This is a genomic window from Sporosarcina thermotolerans (assembly GCF_042658975.1).
Lineage (GTDB): Bacteria > Bacillota > Bacilli > Bacillales_A > Planococcaceae > Sporosarcina > Sporosarcina thermotolerans.
This window is the reverse complement of record NZ_JBHSRM010000008.1, coordinates 119,556-137,836: the sequence shown is the minus strand read 5'-3', so window position 1 is coordinate 137,836 and position 18,281 is coordinate 119,556. Positions and strand designations below refer to the sequence as shown.

Annotated in this window: 16 protein-coding genes; all 16 read right to left on the bottom strand. The window is 41.1% G+C overall.

The features are described 5' to 3' along the window. Window positions 1–841: 841 nt before the first annotated feature. Complete coding sequence (locus ACFPZG_RS05410; RefSeq protein ID WP_283732353.1) at window positions 842–1,330, bottom strand: hypothetical protein; 489 nt, start codon at window positions 1,328–1,330, stop codon at window positions 842–844. Between the two features lie 392 nt (window positions 1,331–1,722). Next, a complete protein-coding gene (locus tag ACFPZG_RS05405) occupies window positions 1,723–2,700 on the bottom strand; it encodes a hypothetical protein (protein WP_317941134.1) in 978 nt (325 codons plus the stop codon). Next, entirely contained in the window at window positions 2,697–3,389 is a 693-nt protein-coding gene (locus ACFPZG_RS05400; RefSeq protein ID WP_283732355.1) for an ABC transporter ATP-binding protein, read from the bottom strand. Before ACFPZG_RS05400 ends, ACFPZG_RS05405 begins: the two co-directional genes overlap by 4 nt. A gap of 16 nt (window positions 3,390–3,405) precedes the next feature. Then, a complete protein-coding gene (locus ACFPZG_RS05395) occupies window positions 3,406–5,976 on the bottom strand; it encodes an ABC transporter permease (protein WP_283732356.1) in 2,571 nt (856 codons plus the stop codon). 441 nt (window positions 5,977–6,417) lie between these two features. Then, window positions 6,418–6,870, bottom strand: a complete 453-nt coding sequence (locus tag ACFPZG_RS05390) for a hypothetical protein (protein ID WP_283732357.1) — start codon at window positions 6,868–6,870, stop codon at window positions 6,418–6,420. 410 nt (window positions 6,871–7,280) lie between these two features. Continuing rightward, on the bottom strand, window positions 7,281–8,255 hold the full coding sequence (locus ACFPZG_RS05385) for an electron transfer flavoprotein subunit alpha/FixB family protein (RefSeq protein ID WP_317941135.1): 975 nt from the start codon (window positions 8,253–8,255) through the stop codon (window positions 7,281–7,283). Window positions 8,256–8,288: 33 nt separating this feature from the next. Then, a complete protein-coding gene (locus ACFPZG_RS05380; RefSeq protein WP_283732358.1) occupies window positions 8,289–9,062 on the bottom strand; it encodes an electron transfer flavoprotein subunit beta/FixA family protein in 774 nt (257 codons plus the stop codon). Between the two features lie 22 nt (window positions 9,063–9,084). Beyond that, window positions 9,085–9,858, bottom strand: a complete 774-nt coding sequence (locus tag ACFPZG_RS05375) for an enoyl-CoA hydratase (RefSeq protein WP_283732359.1) — start codon at window positions 9,856–9,858, stop codon at window positions 9,085–9,087. A 49-nt stretch (window positions 9,859–9,907) separates the two neighbouring features. Further along, complete coding sequence (locus ACFPZG_RS05370; protein ID WP_283732360.1) at window positions 9,908–10,489, bottom strand: TetR/AcrR family transcriptional regulator; 582 nt, start codon at window positions 10,487–10,489, stop codon at window positions 9,908–9,910. Between the two features lie 91 nt (window positions 10,490–10,580). Then, a complete protein-coding gene (locus tag ACFPZG_RS05365; protein ID WP_317941136.1) occupies window positions 10,581–12,278 on the bottom strand; it encodes an AMP-binding protein in 1,698 nt (565 codons plus the stop codon). 228 nt (window positions 12,279–12,506) lie between these two features. Further along, on the bottom strand, window positions 12,507–12,920 hold the full coding sequence (locus tag ACFPZG_RS05360; protein ID WP_317941137.1) for a DUF350 domain-containing protein: 414 nt from the start codon (window positions 12,918–12,920) through the stop codon (window positions 12,507–12,509). A gap of 80 nt (window positions 12,921–13,000) precedes the next feature. Beyond that, the gene (locus ACFPZG_RS05355; RefSeq protein ID WP_283732363.1) at window positions 13,001–15,355 is read right to left on the bottom strand and encodes an endonuclease MutS2; all 2,355 of its coding nucleotides are present in this window, start codon (window positions 15,353–15,355) and stop codon (window positions 13,001–13,003) included. A 16-nt stretch (window positions 15,356–15,371) separates the two neighbouring features. Next, complete coding sequence (gene polX / locus ACFPZG_RS05350) at window positions 15,372–17,078, bottom strand: DNA polymerase/3'-5' exonuclease PolX (protein ID WP_317941138.1); 1,707 nt, start codon at window positions 17,076–17,078, stop codon at window positions 15,372–15,374. Window positions 17,079–17,155: 77 nt separating this feature from the next. Then, the gene (locus ACFPZG_RS05345) at window positions 17,156–17,695 is read right to left on the bottom strand and encodes a CvpA family protein (protein ID WP_283734668.1); all 540 of its coding nucleotides are present in this window, start codon (window positions 17,693–17,695) and stop codon (window positions 17,156–17,158) included. A gap of 9 nt (window positions 17,696–17,704) precedes the next feature. Continuing rightward, window positions 17,705–17,965 (bottom strand): cell division protein ZapA, encoded by a 261-nt coding sequence (gene zapA, locus ACFPZG_RS05340; RefSeq protein WP_283732364.1) that lies wholly within the window; start codon window positions 17,963–17,965, stop codon window positions 17,705–17,707. 4 nt (window positions 17,966–17,969) lie between these two features. Continuing rightward, window positions 17,970–18,275, bottom strand: coding sequence for a hypothetical protein (locus tag ACFPZG_RS05335; protein ID WP_283732365.1), 306 nt, complete (start codon window positions 18,273–18,275; stop codon window positions 17,970–17,972). Window positions 18,276–18,281 lie beyond the last annotated feature (6 nt).

The window sequence follows — 18,281 nt, the reverse complement described above, 5'->3', positions numbered from 1 at the left end:
TAGACTGACTACGGTAAAATAAGTTACTTAATTGTTCTATACACTTTTCAACTAAACTGCTGCGTTAGTTCAATAAGAACATTGATCTGTCTTAGTAGCCCAATGTTCTTAAGTAGTCGAGTAGAAGAGAACCTCTCTACCTTGCGGTAGATTGTGTTTCTCCCCCCTCACAGAACCGTGCTTGCGCTATTTACGCACACGGCTCCTCCAAATCATCATTCACACTGACTCTGCTATCCTCAATAGTTTAGTTTACATTTATTATCTCTACCGCTGTGTGTAGTAAATGTGTCCCTAGTGAGGGTGATCACTTGGTAGCAGCCTTTCCTCCATCGGCATTACCCAACTTCATTGGTACTACGCTGCTATCCGACTCCCTACAACGGCATTTGGTTTCCTTGCTTATTATCGCTTGTACACCATACTCTTCTATAAGAAGAAAAGACCGGTAGGGTCTCCCGAGTTGCCGTATCATATCAATGTGTGACGTGCCAAGGTCTCTGACTCCAGAGAGGTTTTATCCTTCTTGCCTTTAACGATGGATAAAATGTAGCTTTCTGCCGTGCTTAAAGCATCAGCCCTCTCGATTTACTAACATTATGGAGCTCAATCCCTTCAACCAGTTGGCTTTCGGCCCGCCACCTAACTGTCTACGCTTAAAGGCTACTGTTACCATTAGCCCTCCAAGACTCGCTACGAGTGAATGGCTAGTTCTTTCTCGACGGGAATCCCACCCGCTATATGATACGACCTAGGCTCGGCCGCACAAGCACCCGTTAGTTGAAGAAGAAATCCTTTTCTTTTACTAACGGGTTCGGTTGATGGGGAAAAAACAATAAACCTATTTTGCATTTATTAATCCCAATTCTTTGCACCAAGGTCCTTGTCCCTTGCATTGAAATTGATAAACTTTATCTTCATTTTTAACTTTAAGTTCAATCCTATAATCGAATGGATGGTTAAAATTACCTTTCTTCGCATCTCCAACTAAATAGACTTTATCAATATCTTGAAAACTAAGGTTTAATTGTTGATAGTCAGAGGAATTCCCTAAAATGACTAATAAACGATTTTGTTCATTTAGTAATTGATTCGACTGCCTATCGTATGCATACAAACTAATAACCCCTAGTTGTAAAATTAATATGGTACAGATACCAATTCCAATTTTTTTAGGAAGCTCATTTCGTGATTTCCAAAACAAGAGGATTATCAATGAGGATGCTATGAATAAGATTGTAAATTCAATCGTTACGTTATTTAAAGCGATACCATTTCTAAACAGAATAAAACAAAACAGGAAAATCAGTGTAATAATTATACCAACCATTTCATGCCCCCTTCTATTTAACCGTTACCCATTTTGTTAACTATTCGACATCCACCCAATTATACCTCCCTGTTGAACTAACCTGCCCCGTTAGTTGAAGAACAATATTTCACAATCTTCAATATCTATTAGCATAGATTTCTCATCTTCCTTCTATATTTTTCTCTCCAAGATCCTATTGCAAGTGTTTTAACAACGGAATTAACAATGGTACATAAATTTATGCGCTGCTACTAATCCCTGTACCAATTGTGGTACCAATTCGTCAATATAAAGCCATTAAATATTGATGCAACAACAAAACAGGGACACCAATTCATATGTGAATTGTATCCCTGTAAGATGTGTTTTTTAATGTTATCTCCCCATCAACCGAACCCGTTATTCATTTTTTATTGCTTCTTTTTCTTCAACATTTCTGCTGCTTCTGCCGCCTTTTCTGGATTGCCGTATTTAGCACCATTATCAATAATGTATTGAAGGGTTTCCCTCCGGTGCCCCTGCATAATCTGAATGTCTCGTATCGTTCGCTCTATTTCCACTTCATCATTTGTTAAGGAGAAATACTTCAAGGCAACTTCAAGTGTGTAGGGTTCTCGCCACCTCTTCAATTCCGCATCCACAATTTTCGCTACACGCTCCGGCTGTGGATCGTGGAACAGATAGTGATAGGAATAACCATACCCGACGTTAACGTTATCAAGCCAATCATTCTGTTCAGCAATGGGGAGATATTTCTTGAAGCCAGTTGAATCATCTTTCCAATAAGCATCTGTTATTTTTTGTCGAACGTATACTAAGGATTTTTCTTTTTCCGCTTCGGTCAGCTCTCCTATTTCATACGGAATGATCGTTTCAAATTCATCAAGTGCTTCAATTCGCTTTTTGTCAATCGTCTTCAGTGCTCCAGATTTCAAATTATAATAAGCGAAATCATCGTCAGAATAACCGTAAAAGAGAACTCTCCACTCTTCCCCGCTAATTAACATAAATTCAGCGTATACTGGTTTCCCTTCTTTAAGAGCCAATTCAATATCCCTAGCACTTTTGTAAGAAGGCAATGTATCGATCCCGCGTTCAGCCATGAGTCCCATGAAATCGACATAAGAGATTCTTCCAAAGTCCTCATACACATCAATTTTCGCCTGCTCTTCAGCAGGGAATTCATTTCCATAATAGCGGTAAATACGCTCTAGTCCTTCGAGCAAATCTGCCGTTTTGTATACGGTGTCAGTGTCTTTCAGCTTTTCTGCATTTTCAATTGTAATAATTACGTCCTCTAGTACCTTTTCTTCCTCCTGTTGGGGCTTCGGATTGCAGCCGCCGAGTAGAAGGATGGATACCGCACAAGCTGTGAACCATTTTTTCATACGACGACCTCTACTTTTTCCGACTCAATTTTATTCACCGCCCCGTCAAGAACATGAATTGTTTCCTGCGCACGTTTTGCAAGGGCGGGATCCTGTGTGATAAGAACAATTGTCACACCATCCGTTGCATGAACTTCTTCGAGCAATTCGATAATTTTATTTCCCGTTTCGGAATCCAAATTCCCTGTTGGTTCATCGGCTAAAATAATTTCCGGTTTCGTAACAAGTGCCCTTGCAATGGCGACACGCTGTTGCTCTCCCCCAGAAAGACGCGACGGCAAATGATGAAGTCGATGTGCAAGACCTACTCGTGTTAATGCTTCTTCTGCGTTTTTTTTGATTTCCGCAGATGAAAACATCGTCAATAACGGCATCATTACATTTTCAAGAGCTGTCGCAGTTGAGAGCAATTGAAATTGTTGAAATACATACCCGATTTTCTTGAGTCGAAGTTTAGCAAGATCATTATCTTTCATTTTATGGACGGGCTGCTCGCCAACCCAGATTTCCCCTTCGTCGATTGGTTCCAATCCACCAATTAAGTGTAAGAGCGTTGATTTACCGGAACCAGAAGGACCTGTAATCGAAACATACTTCCCCTTATCAATTGATAAGGAGACATCCTTTAATACTTCTACTTTTTCTCCACCCGAGATATAGCTTTTTCGAATTGATTTTAATGTAATCAATTATTCCACCCCTTCGTTAAGCAGCATGTTGGTCTTTTACAACACCACTCATTTTCATACTTTGAACAATCGCCAAAGAAAAACCTAACAATAGAACAACCGGCATTACGATGATGAGTACAAGCATCCAAACCGGAATCCATAGTGACGAGAAGATCGTTAACAACAAGTACGCACCAATGGCACCTATAACGGATCCCAATAGCGCAATTAAAGTAACTTCGACACTTAAATACATTTGTATTCTACGTAAAGACCAACCGACAGAACGTAAAATAAAAAACTCTTTTTTGCGCTCAGTAATATTGAGGAATAGCAGTAAAAACACGATTGCAATCGTCAAAATCAAACCTACGACAAGAAAAGCAGTTTGAAAACCTTTCAAGTTCAAATCAATCGTTTCACCTAGAAAACTAAGCAATAAGAAATCCGACAAGCTTTGCTGGGTTGCGACGAAGAGGATCGACATGAATGCGGTCAATGCAAGTACGATTGCCAATAACCCAAATCGTAGTGGGCGTCTAATTAATTGATGCACGACATACGAAAGTAAGCCATTTATTTTGAATAGCCGCATGAAACTCCACTGTGTTCCTTCACCTTCCAAGCCCGCCCGCGGGGATAACTTCAATGCCTTTCGGCTACCCGTTACATAACCAATTGCGATAATTGGAATGACGATCAAGAAGATGATGAAAAACTCATACGACGGCAAAATCTTCAACCAAATATTCGCGACTGCAATCGGAATAAGTGCAAATACACTTAGTGTGATGATTTCAAACGTAAGAATACCTACTATCTTCCGTCTCGACCATCCGATTGCACGAAGCATCGCGAATTCAGTGGAGCGACGTAGTAAGCTGTGCGTAATAACCGTATAACAGAAAACAAAACTAACTAATAGTAGATAGAAAAATAGAATGATATTTGATTTCTCTATATGTTCTTGAATGGACCAGCTAACGCCTGCTTGTTGCCACCCTTCCTCGACTACTCCCGCTACTCCTTCTTTATCTGTATCGAGATCGACATGAACTTTCGAAGAAGATGAACCGAGCATAATTTCAACATGATGGCCTGTTAGATCCATAATCTGTTTAGCGACTGCTTCCACTTTGTGCTGACTTGAATCTGTCCGCTCTTCTACACCTTCTACAACGACACGAATTGATGATAATATATCTTCGGGACTATAGAAAATAGACGCCGCTTCGATTGTCGTTATTGCATCAGGGGATCCCGTGTAATAGGTATCTTTATAAGGTAGTGGGAAAAGTGGAGTTGGATTTATTTTATTTCCAGCACCATCCTCGATAATCATGCTGTGGTGAGGCGTGTAAACATCTGCTGGGTCCCCATCTTTCCAAGTTCCCTTAAATTTTGGAACGATTTTCGTTGAATCATATAAATCAATGATTTTTAAACCATATCCTACGGATCTATATTCTTCCGCTTCTCCTCTATACAAATTAATCGTGCGAATGTCATATGGATCGGTATTTTTTACAGTTAGTGCTTTCATAAGAGGAATGCCAGTGTCTGTTTTTCCATTAGATTCAAACTGAATTGGAGTAAAACGATAGAGTAACGCCTCACTAGAAGCAGCTATTCCACCTGATTTCAATCTAACTTGATCCTTTCCAAGCAGACTAAGTTCACCATATTTATACTTCCATTGCTCGGAAAACGTATCTAGTGATAAGTTAACCACTTCGGTACGAGGCAAATTAAGCAAATACTCTGTTGCCCCGTCTATAAAATCACTTTCATCAACATCTTCCGGCACATGAATTCTGGAAATTCTCAACGTTTCGGTCATTTTAGCCTGACCGTCAGCCAATGCAATAATTGGAATGAGGCGTGCACTTCCTGAATTTCCAATCTCCGCCTCTTGAAGTGAATTACCAATGACCAAACTGTCGGACAATGTAAATAATTGTTCCTCCGCTTCCGGATCAATCGCAATGAGCATGAGATAGTTCGGTTGTCTCAAATTTGTACCGGCCGGCATAAACGTTTTCCAACCAGAATTCTCCTCTGACAATTTATTCGATAGATGGCTGTATTTCTCTGGGTCAAAACCAACCGGACTCCCGCCATAATAGGCACTATATTCATTTATTCTATTTGATTCAGAGATTGTAATATCGGAAAGTCCATCAAAGGCGACTGCTGAATGTTCGACGTACGAATAATCCCCTTCTTTATCATCTTGATATGACGCTAACATAGAAAACACTTCAACATAACCAATATGAGAGAGAGGAGCTGCAACTTGAACTCCAGGTATTTTTCGTATTACTTCAAGATCCTCAAGCGAAATGCCGCCATAACTTGAAAGACTTGCTTGTGGTGCAATCCAACCGTCATCCAGTCCTTTCGTTTGGTCTGATAATTCGGGTAAAACGAGAATATCGTATTGATAGCGCCAATTTTTATCGAGGTCATCTTTCGTTTGGATAACCATCCGCTCCGACACCGATTGAGCACCTACGTAACCCATTCCAAGACAACTTAAAATTAACATCACAACAAGAAATATCGGCCAACGCTCCCTAAGCGTAGCTTTTATATAATAAAACAAGTCATAACCCCCTCTTGTTAATTCCTTCATAATTTTTTACTCATCCAAAAAAAGGGAACACAATAATCATTCCCTTAACACTACCGTAGTTAGAAAGTTTAGTAAACATAAAAAACGATTTTTCGGCATAACGAAGAAATATCCTATTTTAGAGCTTTTCATTTGGCTAAATTTCTTTTGAAAGCACGTAAAATATACCCCGTAAATGATAGTTTGGTGTCTAACATTTACGGGGTAGTTGAGGATAGAGGTTTTCTATTAATTAATAGGCTCCGTTAAAGTTTAATGTTGATGCAAGTTGGAAGAATTAGAACTCATAATAATATGGAAGTTCTATTTCGCAGTATAGTCTTCTTCAACTAAGCACCCGTTAGCTTAAGTACATTTCTTCACAATATTTTAGTTAAGTTCACAAAGACTTATCACTTTGGCTTAAGTCCCTTAGTTATTCACTTCCCATTTGAATTTTCCATTATTTTGCTTCAGTTGTTGTTTCACCAATTCTAATTCATAGAAACTTAAGTTTGTTTTTTCTACAATCTCTTCGTTTGATTTACCTTCTTTTAAAAGTTCTCTTGCTTTCTCGTAGCTTGATACCTCAAATTCAAAATAACCACGTAAGAGTTTGAGCTGCTCTCTTACGTCCTTTAATTCCACATAGCTTGTTGGTATCATGTGAACAAGTTCTTCATCCGTTTTTCCTAATTGAATCAGGCTTCTTGTGATTCGATACCTTTCATTTACAGTTCCTGTACCATAACCCGTCCTATACCCGTCATCCCAAGCGGTATCATAGCATTCTTTACAATGAAGGCATTTGTCTTGGTCTTTCTTAACAAAACCTGTAAGAATGATTAAAGAAATTAATGTTAAAACAAAAAATGCTTGTTTCATAAAGCCACACCTTTTTATCTTAGTATGACCTGTTCGTTCACTAATATGAGTCAAATACGCATTATTCGTTTTTCTTCTTATTCAACTAACCTCCGTTAGTTCAATAAGAAAATGAGCCTCTAGAAGCTCAACGATCTTCAAGTAAAGCACACATTACTTGAATAAGAAGATGGTTACATACTCACTATTATTGAATAAATAGAGCGCAGAAGGCGGTGTCTTGGGCGCGGGGTGGAATTCTTGAGCGCGGAAGGCGGTGTCTTGAGCGCGCGGCGGGATTCTGGTTTGATAATTTGTCATAATATCCATTTATAGCTTTATCTATATTAAAAAAACTGTAGGCAAACACCAAAATTCGAGGTGTTTGTCTACAGTCTGAGGCCCCTATTAGTATAGGAGCCCTTCTACTATTAATTAGTTTTAATCTTCTTAATCTCTTCAATCATCATAGGGATGACTTCGAACAAGTCTCCTACGATACCATAGTCTGCTACTTTAAAAATGTTCGCTTCTGGGTCTTTGTTGATCGCTACGATTACTTTGGAGTTGGACATTCCAGCCATATGTTGGATAGCGCCGGAGATTCCTGCAGCGATATAAAGATCTGGTGTTACGACTTTACCAGTTTGACCGATTTGCAATGAATAGTCGCAGTAGTCAGCGTCACATGCTCCACGGGATGCTCCTACCGCACCGCCAAGCAATTTTGCCAATTCTTCAAGTGGTGCGAAGCCTTCAGCGCTTTTCACTCCGCGTCCGCCAGCAACAACAACTTTCGCCTCTGACAAATCTACACCTTCAGTAGATTTACGGACAACTTCGCTAATGACGGAGCGAAGATTTGTAATATCAACTGAAACTGAAGATACATCTCCTGAACGGCTGTCGTCTTTAGCCAATGGTGCGATATTGTTCGGACGGATTGAAATGAAAAGAAGTCCTTCTTTGTTTTTCACTTTTTCGAATGCTTTTCCGGAATAGATTGGACGGATGAATACTGCATCGTCCCCTTCTCCTTCGATAGCTGTAACATCAGAGATTAAACCTGAAGCAAGCTTACTTGCGATCTTTGGAGATAGGTCTTTTCCTAATGATGTGTGTCCGAAAACGATTGCATCTGGCTTTTCTTGCTCATATACAGCCATGAAAGCTTGGCCGAATCCATCTGATGTATAGTGTTTCAAATGTGGGTGTTCAACCGTGAGAACACGATCTGCACCGTATGTGATCATTTCTGCGCCTAAAGATTCTACAGCATCTCCAAATAATACGCCGACGACTTCGCCGACGCCTGATACCGTTTTCGCTGCAGCAATTGCTTCAAATGAAACGTTTCGTAATGCTCCTTCTCGAGCTTCACCAAGTACTAATACTTTTTTAGACATATTGAGTCCCTCCCATTACTGTATGAATTTCAATCAAAGCACTTTTGCTTCTTTATTTAAAAGTTCCACAAGCTCTTTCACTTGATCAGCTAAGTCACCTTCAAGGACACGTCCAGCAGCTTTTTGAGGTGGAAGATAGATTTCGATCGTTTCAGTTTTTGCTTCAACATCATCTTCATCGATGTCCAAATCATCCAACTCAAGCTCTTCAAGCGGCTTTTTCTTCGCCTTCATGATGCCAGGGAGGGAAGGATAGCGTGGCTCGTTTAAGCCTTGTTGTGCAGTGACTAATAGCGGCAGGGACGTTTCAATTGTCTCGGAATCCCCTTCTACATCACGTACAATTTTCACTGAAGTGCCATCTATTTCAAGATTTGTGATTGTTGTTACGTAATTGATGCCTAAAAGTTCTGCAACACGTGGACCAACTTGTCCAGAGCCACCATCAATGGCAACGTTTCCAGCAATGATTAAATCTGCATCTTTATCCTTCAAGTACTCCGCGATGATTTTGGCTACTGTGAATTCATCCATTTCGTCAAGGTCATCTTCAGTATTGATAAGAACAGCTTTATCCGCACCCATTGCTAGCGCCGTACGCAGCTGTTTTTCAGCCTCTTCGTCTCCGATCGTAATGACAGTCACTTCTCCGCCATTCGCATCACGAACTTGAATCGCTTCTTCGATAGCGTACTCGTCATATGGGTTAATAATGAATTCAGCGCCATCGTCTACAATCTTGCCGTTTGATACTGCGATCTTTTCCTCTGTGTCAAATGTACGCTTAACCAATGCATAAATGTTCATATTGCATACCTCCTCGGCTTATTTAGTTCCCTTTGAACTGTGGTTCTCTTTTTTCAATGAACGCCTGAATGCCTTCTTTGGCATCTTCTGAAACAAATACTTCACCAAATGAATCGGCTTCTGCCTTAACGCCTTCATAGAAGGAGTCCGACTTGGTAAATTGAAGCATCTGTAAAGCGGCTTTCATGGCGATCGGACTTTTCTTTGCGATTTTCTTCGCCATTTCCATTGTCTTCGCAAGTAGTTCCTCCTCCGAAAACACATGGTTGGCTAGTCCGAAGCGAACAGCTTCCTCACCCGTAATCGGTTCGCTTGTTAAAAGCATTTCTGCAGCTCTTGCCACTCCAACATATCGAGGCAAGCGCTGTGTCCCGGCAAATCCAGGGATTAATCCAAGTTGCAATTCAGGCAGACCAAGCTTGGCCTTTTCTGTTACGACCCGAATATGACAGCCCATTGCAAGCTCCAGTCCGCCACCTAAGGCAGCTCCATGAATTGCTGCAATAACCAGCTTTTTAAAGCTTTCCAGCCGTTCGAACACGTCTTGCCCCGCAGCTGAAAGCTTAGTGAATTCTTCCCCAGATGAAACAGTCGTAAATTCTTTAATATCTGCTCCTGCCGAGAAGAATCGTCCTTCCCCATGAAAGACGATGACCCTTACTGAATCATCATTCTCCACTGAGTCAAGCATTCTATCAATCTCTTGGATTAGACCACTTGATAACGCATTGGCTGGCGGTCTGTTGATTGATACAGTCGCCACGCCATCTTCCCTGACAATTTTCAAGAACTCCATTTTATCCCGTCCCTTCCCCAACAAGACGATGTTTTCGCCATGAGTACTATTAAGATTTCATGCCATTTAATATAAGGCGATGTACTTCAGGTGCTAATTTCAATAAATCATACTTTTGATCATTCATTACCCAAGAGGTAATTGTTTCATCTATCGTGCCAAAAACCATTTGCCGTGTTAGGCGAATATCGATTTGTCCGTCAAATTCACCTTTTTCAATTCCTTCTTTTAAAATGGAATCGAGCAACACCAAATATTCCTTAAGCACCTCGTTGATTCTGTAACGCAGGTCCTTATTGGACTGGCGCAATTCCAATTGGGTTACAATTGCAAGATGGCGATCGCTATATAGCAAACGGAAATGGTTTTCTATCATTTTAAACAGCTTTTCTCTCGCAGTTATTTCCGTTGCAATGATCTCTTTCACGTTTTCAACGAAGACACTCATCTTCTCCCTGAAAACGGAAACCAGGATATCCTCTTTATTCTTAAAATAAAGATAAATCGTCCCGTCCGCCACGCCTGCTTCCTTCGCTATCTTTGATACTTGCGCCTGGTGATAGCCGTTTTCAGCAATAGCGATGACAGCTGCATCTACTATTTGCTTATATTTGGGTTTATCGCGTTTCATTTGTTCTCACCACCAAAAAGAAGAAAATATGAATGACTGTTCATTCATATTTTCATAATAATCGTTTATTCGGTTATCGTCAAGTCTTTCGTCACGAAGTTTTTAACTCGAGTTCCATCTTCTTTTTTTCTTCGTCGATTAATGTGCGGCGTAATATTTTACCGACTGCCGTCTTTGGAAGTTCTTTTCTGAATTCGTACTTCTTGGGCACTTTATACGACGCCAAATGCTCCCTGCAATACTTATCTAATTCTTCTTCTGATACCGTTTCTCCTTCTTTTAAAACAATATAGGCTTTCACAGTCTCCCCACGGTAAGGATCAGGAATACCTGCAACAACACATTCCATTATTGCGGGATGCTCGTAAAGTACCTCTTCGATTTCACGCGGATAAATATTAAAACCGCTGGCGATGATCATATCTTTCTTTCTATCAACTACATAGAAATGCCCTTCGTCATCCATATAGCCTAAATCACCCGTCAAAAGCCAGCCATCGCGGAATGTCTCTGCAGTATCTTCCGGTTTATCCCAATAGCCCTTCATTACTTGTGGACCTTTCACTGCAATTTCCCCAACTTCACCGTTTGGCAATGGCTCAGAAGAATCCGGACCAAGTATACAGGCATCCGTATCAGGCCATGGTACACCGATGGAACCTTTAACACGCCTCTTTTCCCAGACAAAGTTAGCAATTGCAACTGGAGACGTTTCGGTCAAGCCGTACCCTTCAACCAATTTCCCTCCAGTAACCCTTTCAAACTTTTCCTGTAGCTCGACTGGCAATGCAGCGGATCCACTAATACATGCCTTGATAGATGAAAGATCATATTTCGATAATTGCGGATGGTTCAATAAACCAATATAAAGTGTCGGCGCACCCGGGAATAAGGTCGGTTTTTGCTTATCGATCAGCTTTAAAGCCATGTCATAATCAGGTTTAGGCATTAAGACCATTTTATTGCCAAGCATGACAGAAAGGATTAAAACCGTCGTCATTCCATACACGTGGAAAAATGGTAGTATTCCTAAGACAGTCTCTTCGCCTTCTTCACTTTTATACAACCATGCATTACACATTTGCACATTGCTAATAAGATTTGCATGTGTCAACATAACCCCTTTTGGCGGACCAGTCGTTCCACCCGTATATTGGAGTAATGCAATATCTTCGTCAAAATTGAAATCATATGACACTAATTCCGGTTTTGATATTTTCATAATCTCAGTAAAAAGATGATTCATCCCCCGATGCTCAACCTTCACTACGATGCCGTGTTCTTTCTTTTGAATGAATGGGTAGACGAGATTTTTTGGGAAAGGTAAGTAGTCTTTAATACCAGTGATGATCACATGCTCTAACTTCGTCTCTTTTACGACTTTAGAAATTCTGCCGAATAAAATATCAAGCGAAATGATTACTTTAGCCCCTGAATCGACCATTTGATAAGCTAATTCCCTTTCCGTATACAACGGATTCGTTTGAACAACAATAGCACCTGTATAGAGGATACCGAAGTAGGCAATTGCACCTTGCGGACAATTTGGTAGCATGATGGCTACGCGGTCCCCTTTTTCAACTCCGAGGGACTTCAAGTAGTTTGCAAATTTCAATGCTGAATCATGGAACTCGCTATAGCTGATATTCTTCCCCATGAAGTGCATGGCTGTTTTATCAGGAAATTTATCCTTGGACCTTGTTAGGAATTCCTGCAACGGAATCCGATCATACTCGATCGTCTTCGGGATTTCCTTCGGATACAAATTCAACCATGGTTTCTCCGTCATTATATAACCCCCTTTTCATAATCAAATTCTTTGAAAATTCCTTCTTAGTTCATTATATCGATAAATGAATCCGCTTTCAAATAGAATATTACTTCAACTATGAAAAAATGCCTTGACTGATAACTTTTCAGTCAAGGCGTATTTGTAAACATCCAATATACTCCAACAAGAATAAATAGAACGCAAACGACGAGTAATATTTTTGATAATTTCTCCATTGTTTAACTCCTATGAAATACTTGCTCCAATTACAAATGAAAGTCCTACCGAAATCGTCAATGAGATAAATCCGACCGAACGATTATCAGCTTCGATTTCCTTATCGATATTAAACTTCGGTGTGAGAAATTCGAAAAGAATATAGGCGATGACTAGTAGAATGAATCCGAATAATCCCCATCCAATCATTTGTGGAAGCGTGTTGTGCTGCTCGATGGAGTAGCGGAAGATATTCGTCACCCCGAATATCTTTCCTCCGGTGGCCATTGCAACGGCCACATTCCCCTTACGGATTTCTTCCCAGTTCTTATATTTGGTGACCAGTTCGAATAGTACCATCGAAACGATAAGACAAAGGACTACGACGCTAAAGTAGCCTGTTGTTTCGACGAGCGGATGGCTCCAAAATCCTGTTTCTGTCATTTTAAAATTACTCCTTTTGTCATTCGTTTAATCTAACTTTTACGAATGAAAGCGAGAAAGGTTTCGTTTTCAATAAATATTTATTTCAATTCAACAACAGTGACGCCATGGCCGCCTTCACCGGCTTCGCCGTATCGGTAGCTTTTTACTCGTGGGTGGTTTTTCAAATAGGTTTGAACACCTTGACGAAGGGCACCTGTCCCTTTTCCGTGGATGATTGAGACTTGGTGGTAATTGGATAAAAGTGCGTCATCCAAGTATTTTTCTGTTCGGTGCAATGCATCTTCGTATCGTTCGCCACGTAGGTCAAGTTCCAATTTAACGTAGGAATCCCGTCCTCGGACAGATGCTGATACTACTGGATCCTTCATCTTTTCAGGTTTTGTATATTCTAAAACAGACTCGTCCAACTTCATCTTCAAGATGCCGATTTGGACAATCCATTCCTTTTCGGATACCTTTTCGATGAGTGTGCCTTTTTGGCCGTATGTGATGACTTTGACTTCATCGCCAACCTCTAATGGGCGTGGTGCTACTTTTGCTTTGATATTTTTCTTTTTATCTTCCGGAGCGGCGCCTTCCAATCGTTTACGGGCTTCGATTAATTCATGTTCTTTAACGTTTGCTCCAGCGTTTAGGCGTAGAGCCCTTAAGTCCGAGATGACCGCTTCTGATTCAACTCGAGCATCGTCAACAATTTTCTTGGCTTTCTCTTTTGCATTGTCAACAAGCTTTTCTTTCATTTCCTCGAACTCTGAGAGTTTCGTTTCCAATTCACGTTTTAAGGTTTCCGTTTCAATTAGCAGTGCATGCGTCTTTTCCGCATCCTTTTCGGATTGAACGCGGCTCGACTCCAAGGAAGCAATCATTGAGTCAACCTCACCACGGTCAGTGCCTGTAAATTTCTTAGCACGATTAATGACATGTTCATGAAGGCCGAGTCTTTTTGAAATTTCAAAAGCATTACTCCGACCTGGCACACCGATCAATAAACGATAAGTAGGGCTTAACGTATCGATATCAAACTCCACACTTGCATTTGCTACACCCGGTCGATTGTAACCGTATGCCTTCAATTCCGGATAATGCGTTGTCGCCATAACTCTGGCACCCGTACCATGGACTTCATCCAAAATAGAAATTGCCAATGCAGCACCTTCTTGAGGATCGGTTCCTGATCCCAACTCATCGAAAATAAGTAGTGAACGGGAGTCGAATTTCTTCAGAATATCGACGATGTTCACCATATGGGAAGAAAACGTACTCAAGCTTTGTTCGATAGATTGTTCATCACCAATATCAGCATAGACGGAGTCAAATACGGCAATTTCCGAACCGTCCAAAGCTGGGATTGGAAGTCCAGCCTGTGCCATTAATGTACATAATCCTACGGTTTTCAAGGTTACTGTCTTTCCACCAGTATTCGGTCCGGTAATAACAATTGTTGTAATATCCTTGCCGAATTCAATCGTATTCGCCACTGCCTGCTCTATTGGCAACAATGGGTGACGCGCTTTTGCCAAGCGGATATACCCTTCATTGTTCACTTCAGGCTTCGTACATTTATGGGCAGTCCCATATTTCGATTTAGCAAGGATAATATCGATTTCGGATAACACATCGACAAGAACAAATAGTTCATGTGCAACTGCTTGAACTTTTATCGATAAATCCTGCAAGATCTTTTCGATTTCTTCCTTCTCTTTCATCTTCAAGTTTCGGATTTCATTGTTCGCTTGCACAATCGCATCCGGCTCAATGAATAATGTTTGGCCAGAAGATGACATATCGTGGATGACTCCACCAAAATGTGATCTGTACTCTGACTTTACCGGAATGACAAATCGATCGTTCCTGATGGTCACGATTGAATCTGACAGCATCTTCGTCGCATTTCGACCACGCGTATATCCTTCCAATTTCTCACGTACTCTGCCTTCTTGGATGCGCAGACTTTGACGTATCGAACGGAGCGTACCCGATGCACTGTCAACAACATGACCGTTATCATCGATTGCAGCATTAATCTCATGTTCAAGTCCTGTCAGAATCGGCAAAGATTCTTTCTTCGCGAGAAAATGGGGAATCTTAATATCTTCATCAGCATCTACTGATTCGATGAACTGCCTTAGAATGCGGCTTGCACGAATCGTATTGGCGGTTTCCATTAATTCATAAGCGCTAAGGACCCCGCCAATTTGTGCCCGTTTTGCATGTGGGCGAATGTCGCTAATGCCCCCCATCGGGACATTTCCTCGCACACGGAGAATGGCAAGGCCTTCATCCGTCTCCTCAAGTAAACGAACAACTTCATTAAAATCAGTGACTGGCACTAATTTCTCCATATATGCACGTCCTGCAGACGATGTGCAGTATGTCGCAACAATATCCCGGACCTTATCAAATTCAAGTGTTTTCAAGACACGGTTTTCCAATGTCTCACACTTCCTTTCACTTCCGTATAATTTCTTCGATGAAACGGCCAAGCGGCCATGTATTTACGACCGTCTCTTTTTTCAACCAAGCTTTTTGAGCATATTTAACACCTATTTCCATATGCTTCAATTGATCAATTGCATGCGCGTCGGTGTTGATAGCAATCTTGACGTTAGCTTCTTGCGCTTCTTCTAAATATTCCTTTGCCAGATCGAAACGATACGGATTGGCATTGAATTCAAGGATTTTATCGTATTCCTTCGCCCATTTAATCAGTTGGTGGACATCCGGATTATAGCCTTCTCTTTGTCCGATGATTCGGCCAGTAGGATGTGCAATCATGTGAACATACGGGTTGCTGATAGCTGAATGTAATCTTTCCATGATCTGCTCTTGCGATTGATTAAAATTCGAATGGATGGATGCGATAACAAAATCCAACTCTTGCAATAAATCATCATCGAAGTCAAGACGACCATCTGGCAAAATATCCATTTCAGTACCGCAAAAGATCTCGATATCATCGTATTCATCATTCAACTTACGAATTTCCGCAATTTGCTCCCTGAGCCTTTCTGGCGTCAGACCGTTCGCCACTCTTAAATATTGAGTGTGGTCTGTGATAACCATATGGGAATAGCCTTTTTTTCGACATGCTTCCACCATCTCGCGGATTGAATATCCTCCGTCAGACCAAGTTGTGTGCATATGGAGATCGCTGCGGATATCTTCAAATGTAACCAATTGTGCAATCTCTTCCGAACGTTCAATTTCACGACCGTCCATACGCAAGGAAGGTGGGATGAAAGGCAAATCAAAATAAGCGAAAAATTCCTTTTCGGTTTTGAACGTTTCCATAGTACCATCTTCTAGTTCTACACCGTATTCACTTATTTTCATCCCTTTTGCTTTAGCAAGTTGACGCATTTTCACATTATGATCCTTCGAACCGGTGAAGTGATGCAATGCAGTCGCAAATTGGTCATCCGTTACAAAGCGGAAATCCGCATCGACTAGGTCAGCCATATCCAGGACAATGGATAGTTTGGCATCCCCAGCAGCGACTGTTTCTTCAACCGGCAGGGTCTCCAACAGCTTTTCCCGAACAATGGCCGGTTCATCCGTCACAACGATAAAATCGACATCACTACTTTCTTCTTCAGCACGACGGAAACTTCCTGCGACCGAGAAGCGGGTGATCTCCTGTATACTACGTAGTACCTCTTCAACTGCAAGTACAACGGATTCAATTTGCCAAACCGGCAGTTTCCCTTTTCGTGTCCCAAGGATTTCAAGTTCGTGCAAGATCTTTTCCTCGGTTTTCTTGCCGAATCCCGGAACCTTACTCACTTCATTTGACTCGCATGCATTTCGAAGAGATTCGATGGAGTCAATTCCAAGCGTTTCTCTGAGTTTCGCAATTTTCTTGCCGCCTAATCCAGGCACCCTTAACAATGGAATCAGCCCACTTGGGACTTCATTTTCAAGCTCCTTCAGTAAATCGGATTCTCCCTTTTCAATTAGGTCGATAATAACAGCGCCTGTCCCTTTGCCGATCCCTTTCAAAGATAAAATATCATCCATTTCGGAAAGGCTGCGGGGGTCAAGTTCCAGAACATTGGCCGCCTTACGGAATGCTCCGACTTTAAACGGATTCTCCCCTAACAGTTCCATATATAGAGCAATTTTTTCGAACGTGCGAATGATCGTTTTTTTATTCACGTAAACCACTCCTCCATTCAACCAATCTTATTCTGTGAAAAAGGCTTCCCTCCAACCAAGGGGGAAGCCGTAATCTGTTATTTGGTGTAAATATACCACCAGTTTTTCACCATCTCAGAAAATAATGGGGTATGTTCAAACATTGCACCCGCCAATATCGACTTACCTATAAATCCTTGGATGAAATCTAATGGCAACATAACCAATAGATAGAGTAATAGGAATATAATAATATAAAACTCAATAAATCCAAGAGCAGCACCAGCAAAACGTGCAACAAAACCTAAGACTGGTAGATACTTAAGGAAATCGAACATCGAGGCAATTAACTGCAATGCAAATTTTGCAACGATGAATATGAGTACAAACGCCAATAACCTATAAAACGTCTGATCTAAATCTAATTGTTCCACAGTCCACGCTAATTTCGAGCTGGCTGTGACTCCTGGATATGGTATCCATAAAACAAACTTATCCGCTAACTGTTTGTAGTATATGTAAGCAATAATTAGTGCTATAAAGAAGCCTGTCATATGGATAAGTTGTACGATAAGCCCCCGTCTAAATCCGGTAATCAAGCCTCCAAGCAGGAGGAAAACTATAAGTAAATCAAGCATATACACCCGTCAACCCTTCAGCTTATTCAATTCTTCTTCCAATTGTTCAATTCGTTCTTTTAATTTCAAATAATCGTGTACACTATTCACTGCGGTTAGGACAGCAATTTTGGCACTGTCGAGATAAGGGTTGCGTGAGCTGATTTCCCTCATTTTTTCGTCAACCATCGAAGCGACAAGCCGAACATGACTGCTTGATTCACTGCCGACAATTGTATATGTCTGTCCATAAATGTCAACCGTAAGGCGCGTCTTTTGTTGGTCTGCCACTGCCTTAACCTCCAATGTGAAAACTATGTACCCAATCATACCATGAAACGGTTTTAGTTGGAAAGAGAAGGGATAGTTTTATACCATTGATTTCCGTTTCAGGCGGACGCTTTCCAATCGAACCACGAAGAGTTCGATTTGCCGTATTTCTGCGACCTTTGCAGAAATTAAGGCAGCGGCTAACAACTCCCTGCTCGTAACGCTGCGCTTTTACTCGCAAAAGCCGTTCTTCGTAACGGCTCTCGCAGGAGTCGCCGCCTTCCACTCCAATCAACTCAGTATCACTTTTAATAAATACATATCCATACAAGCATCT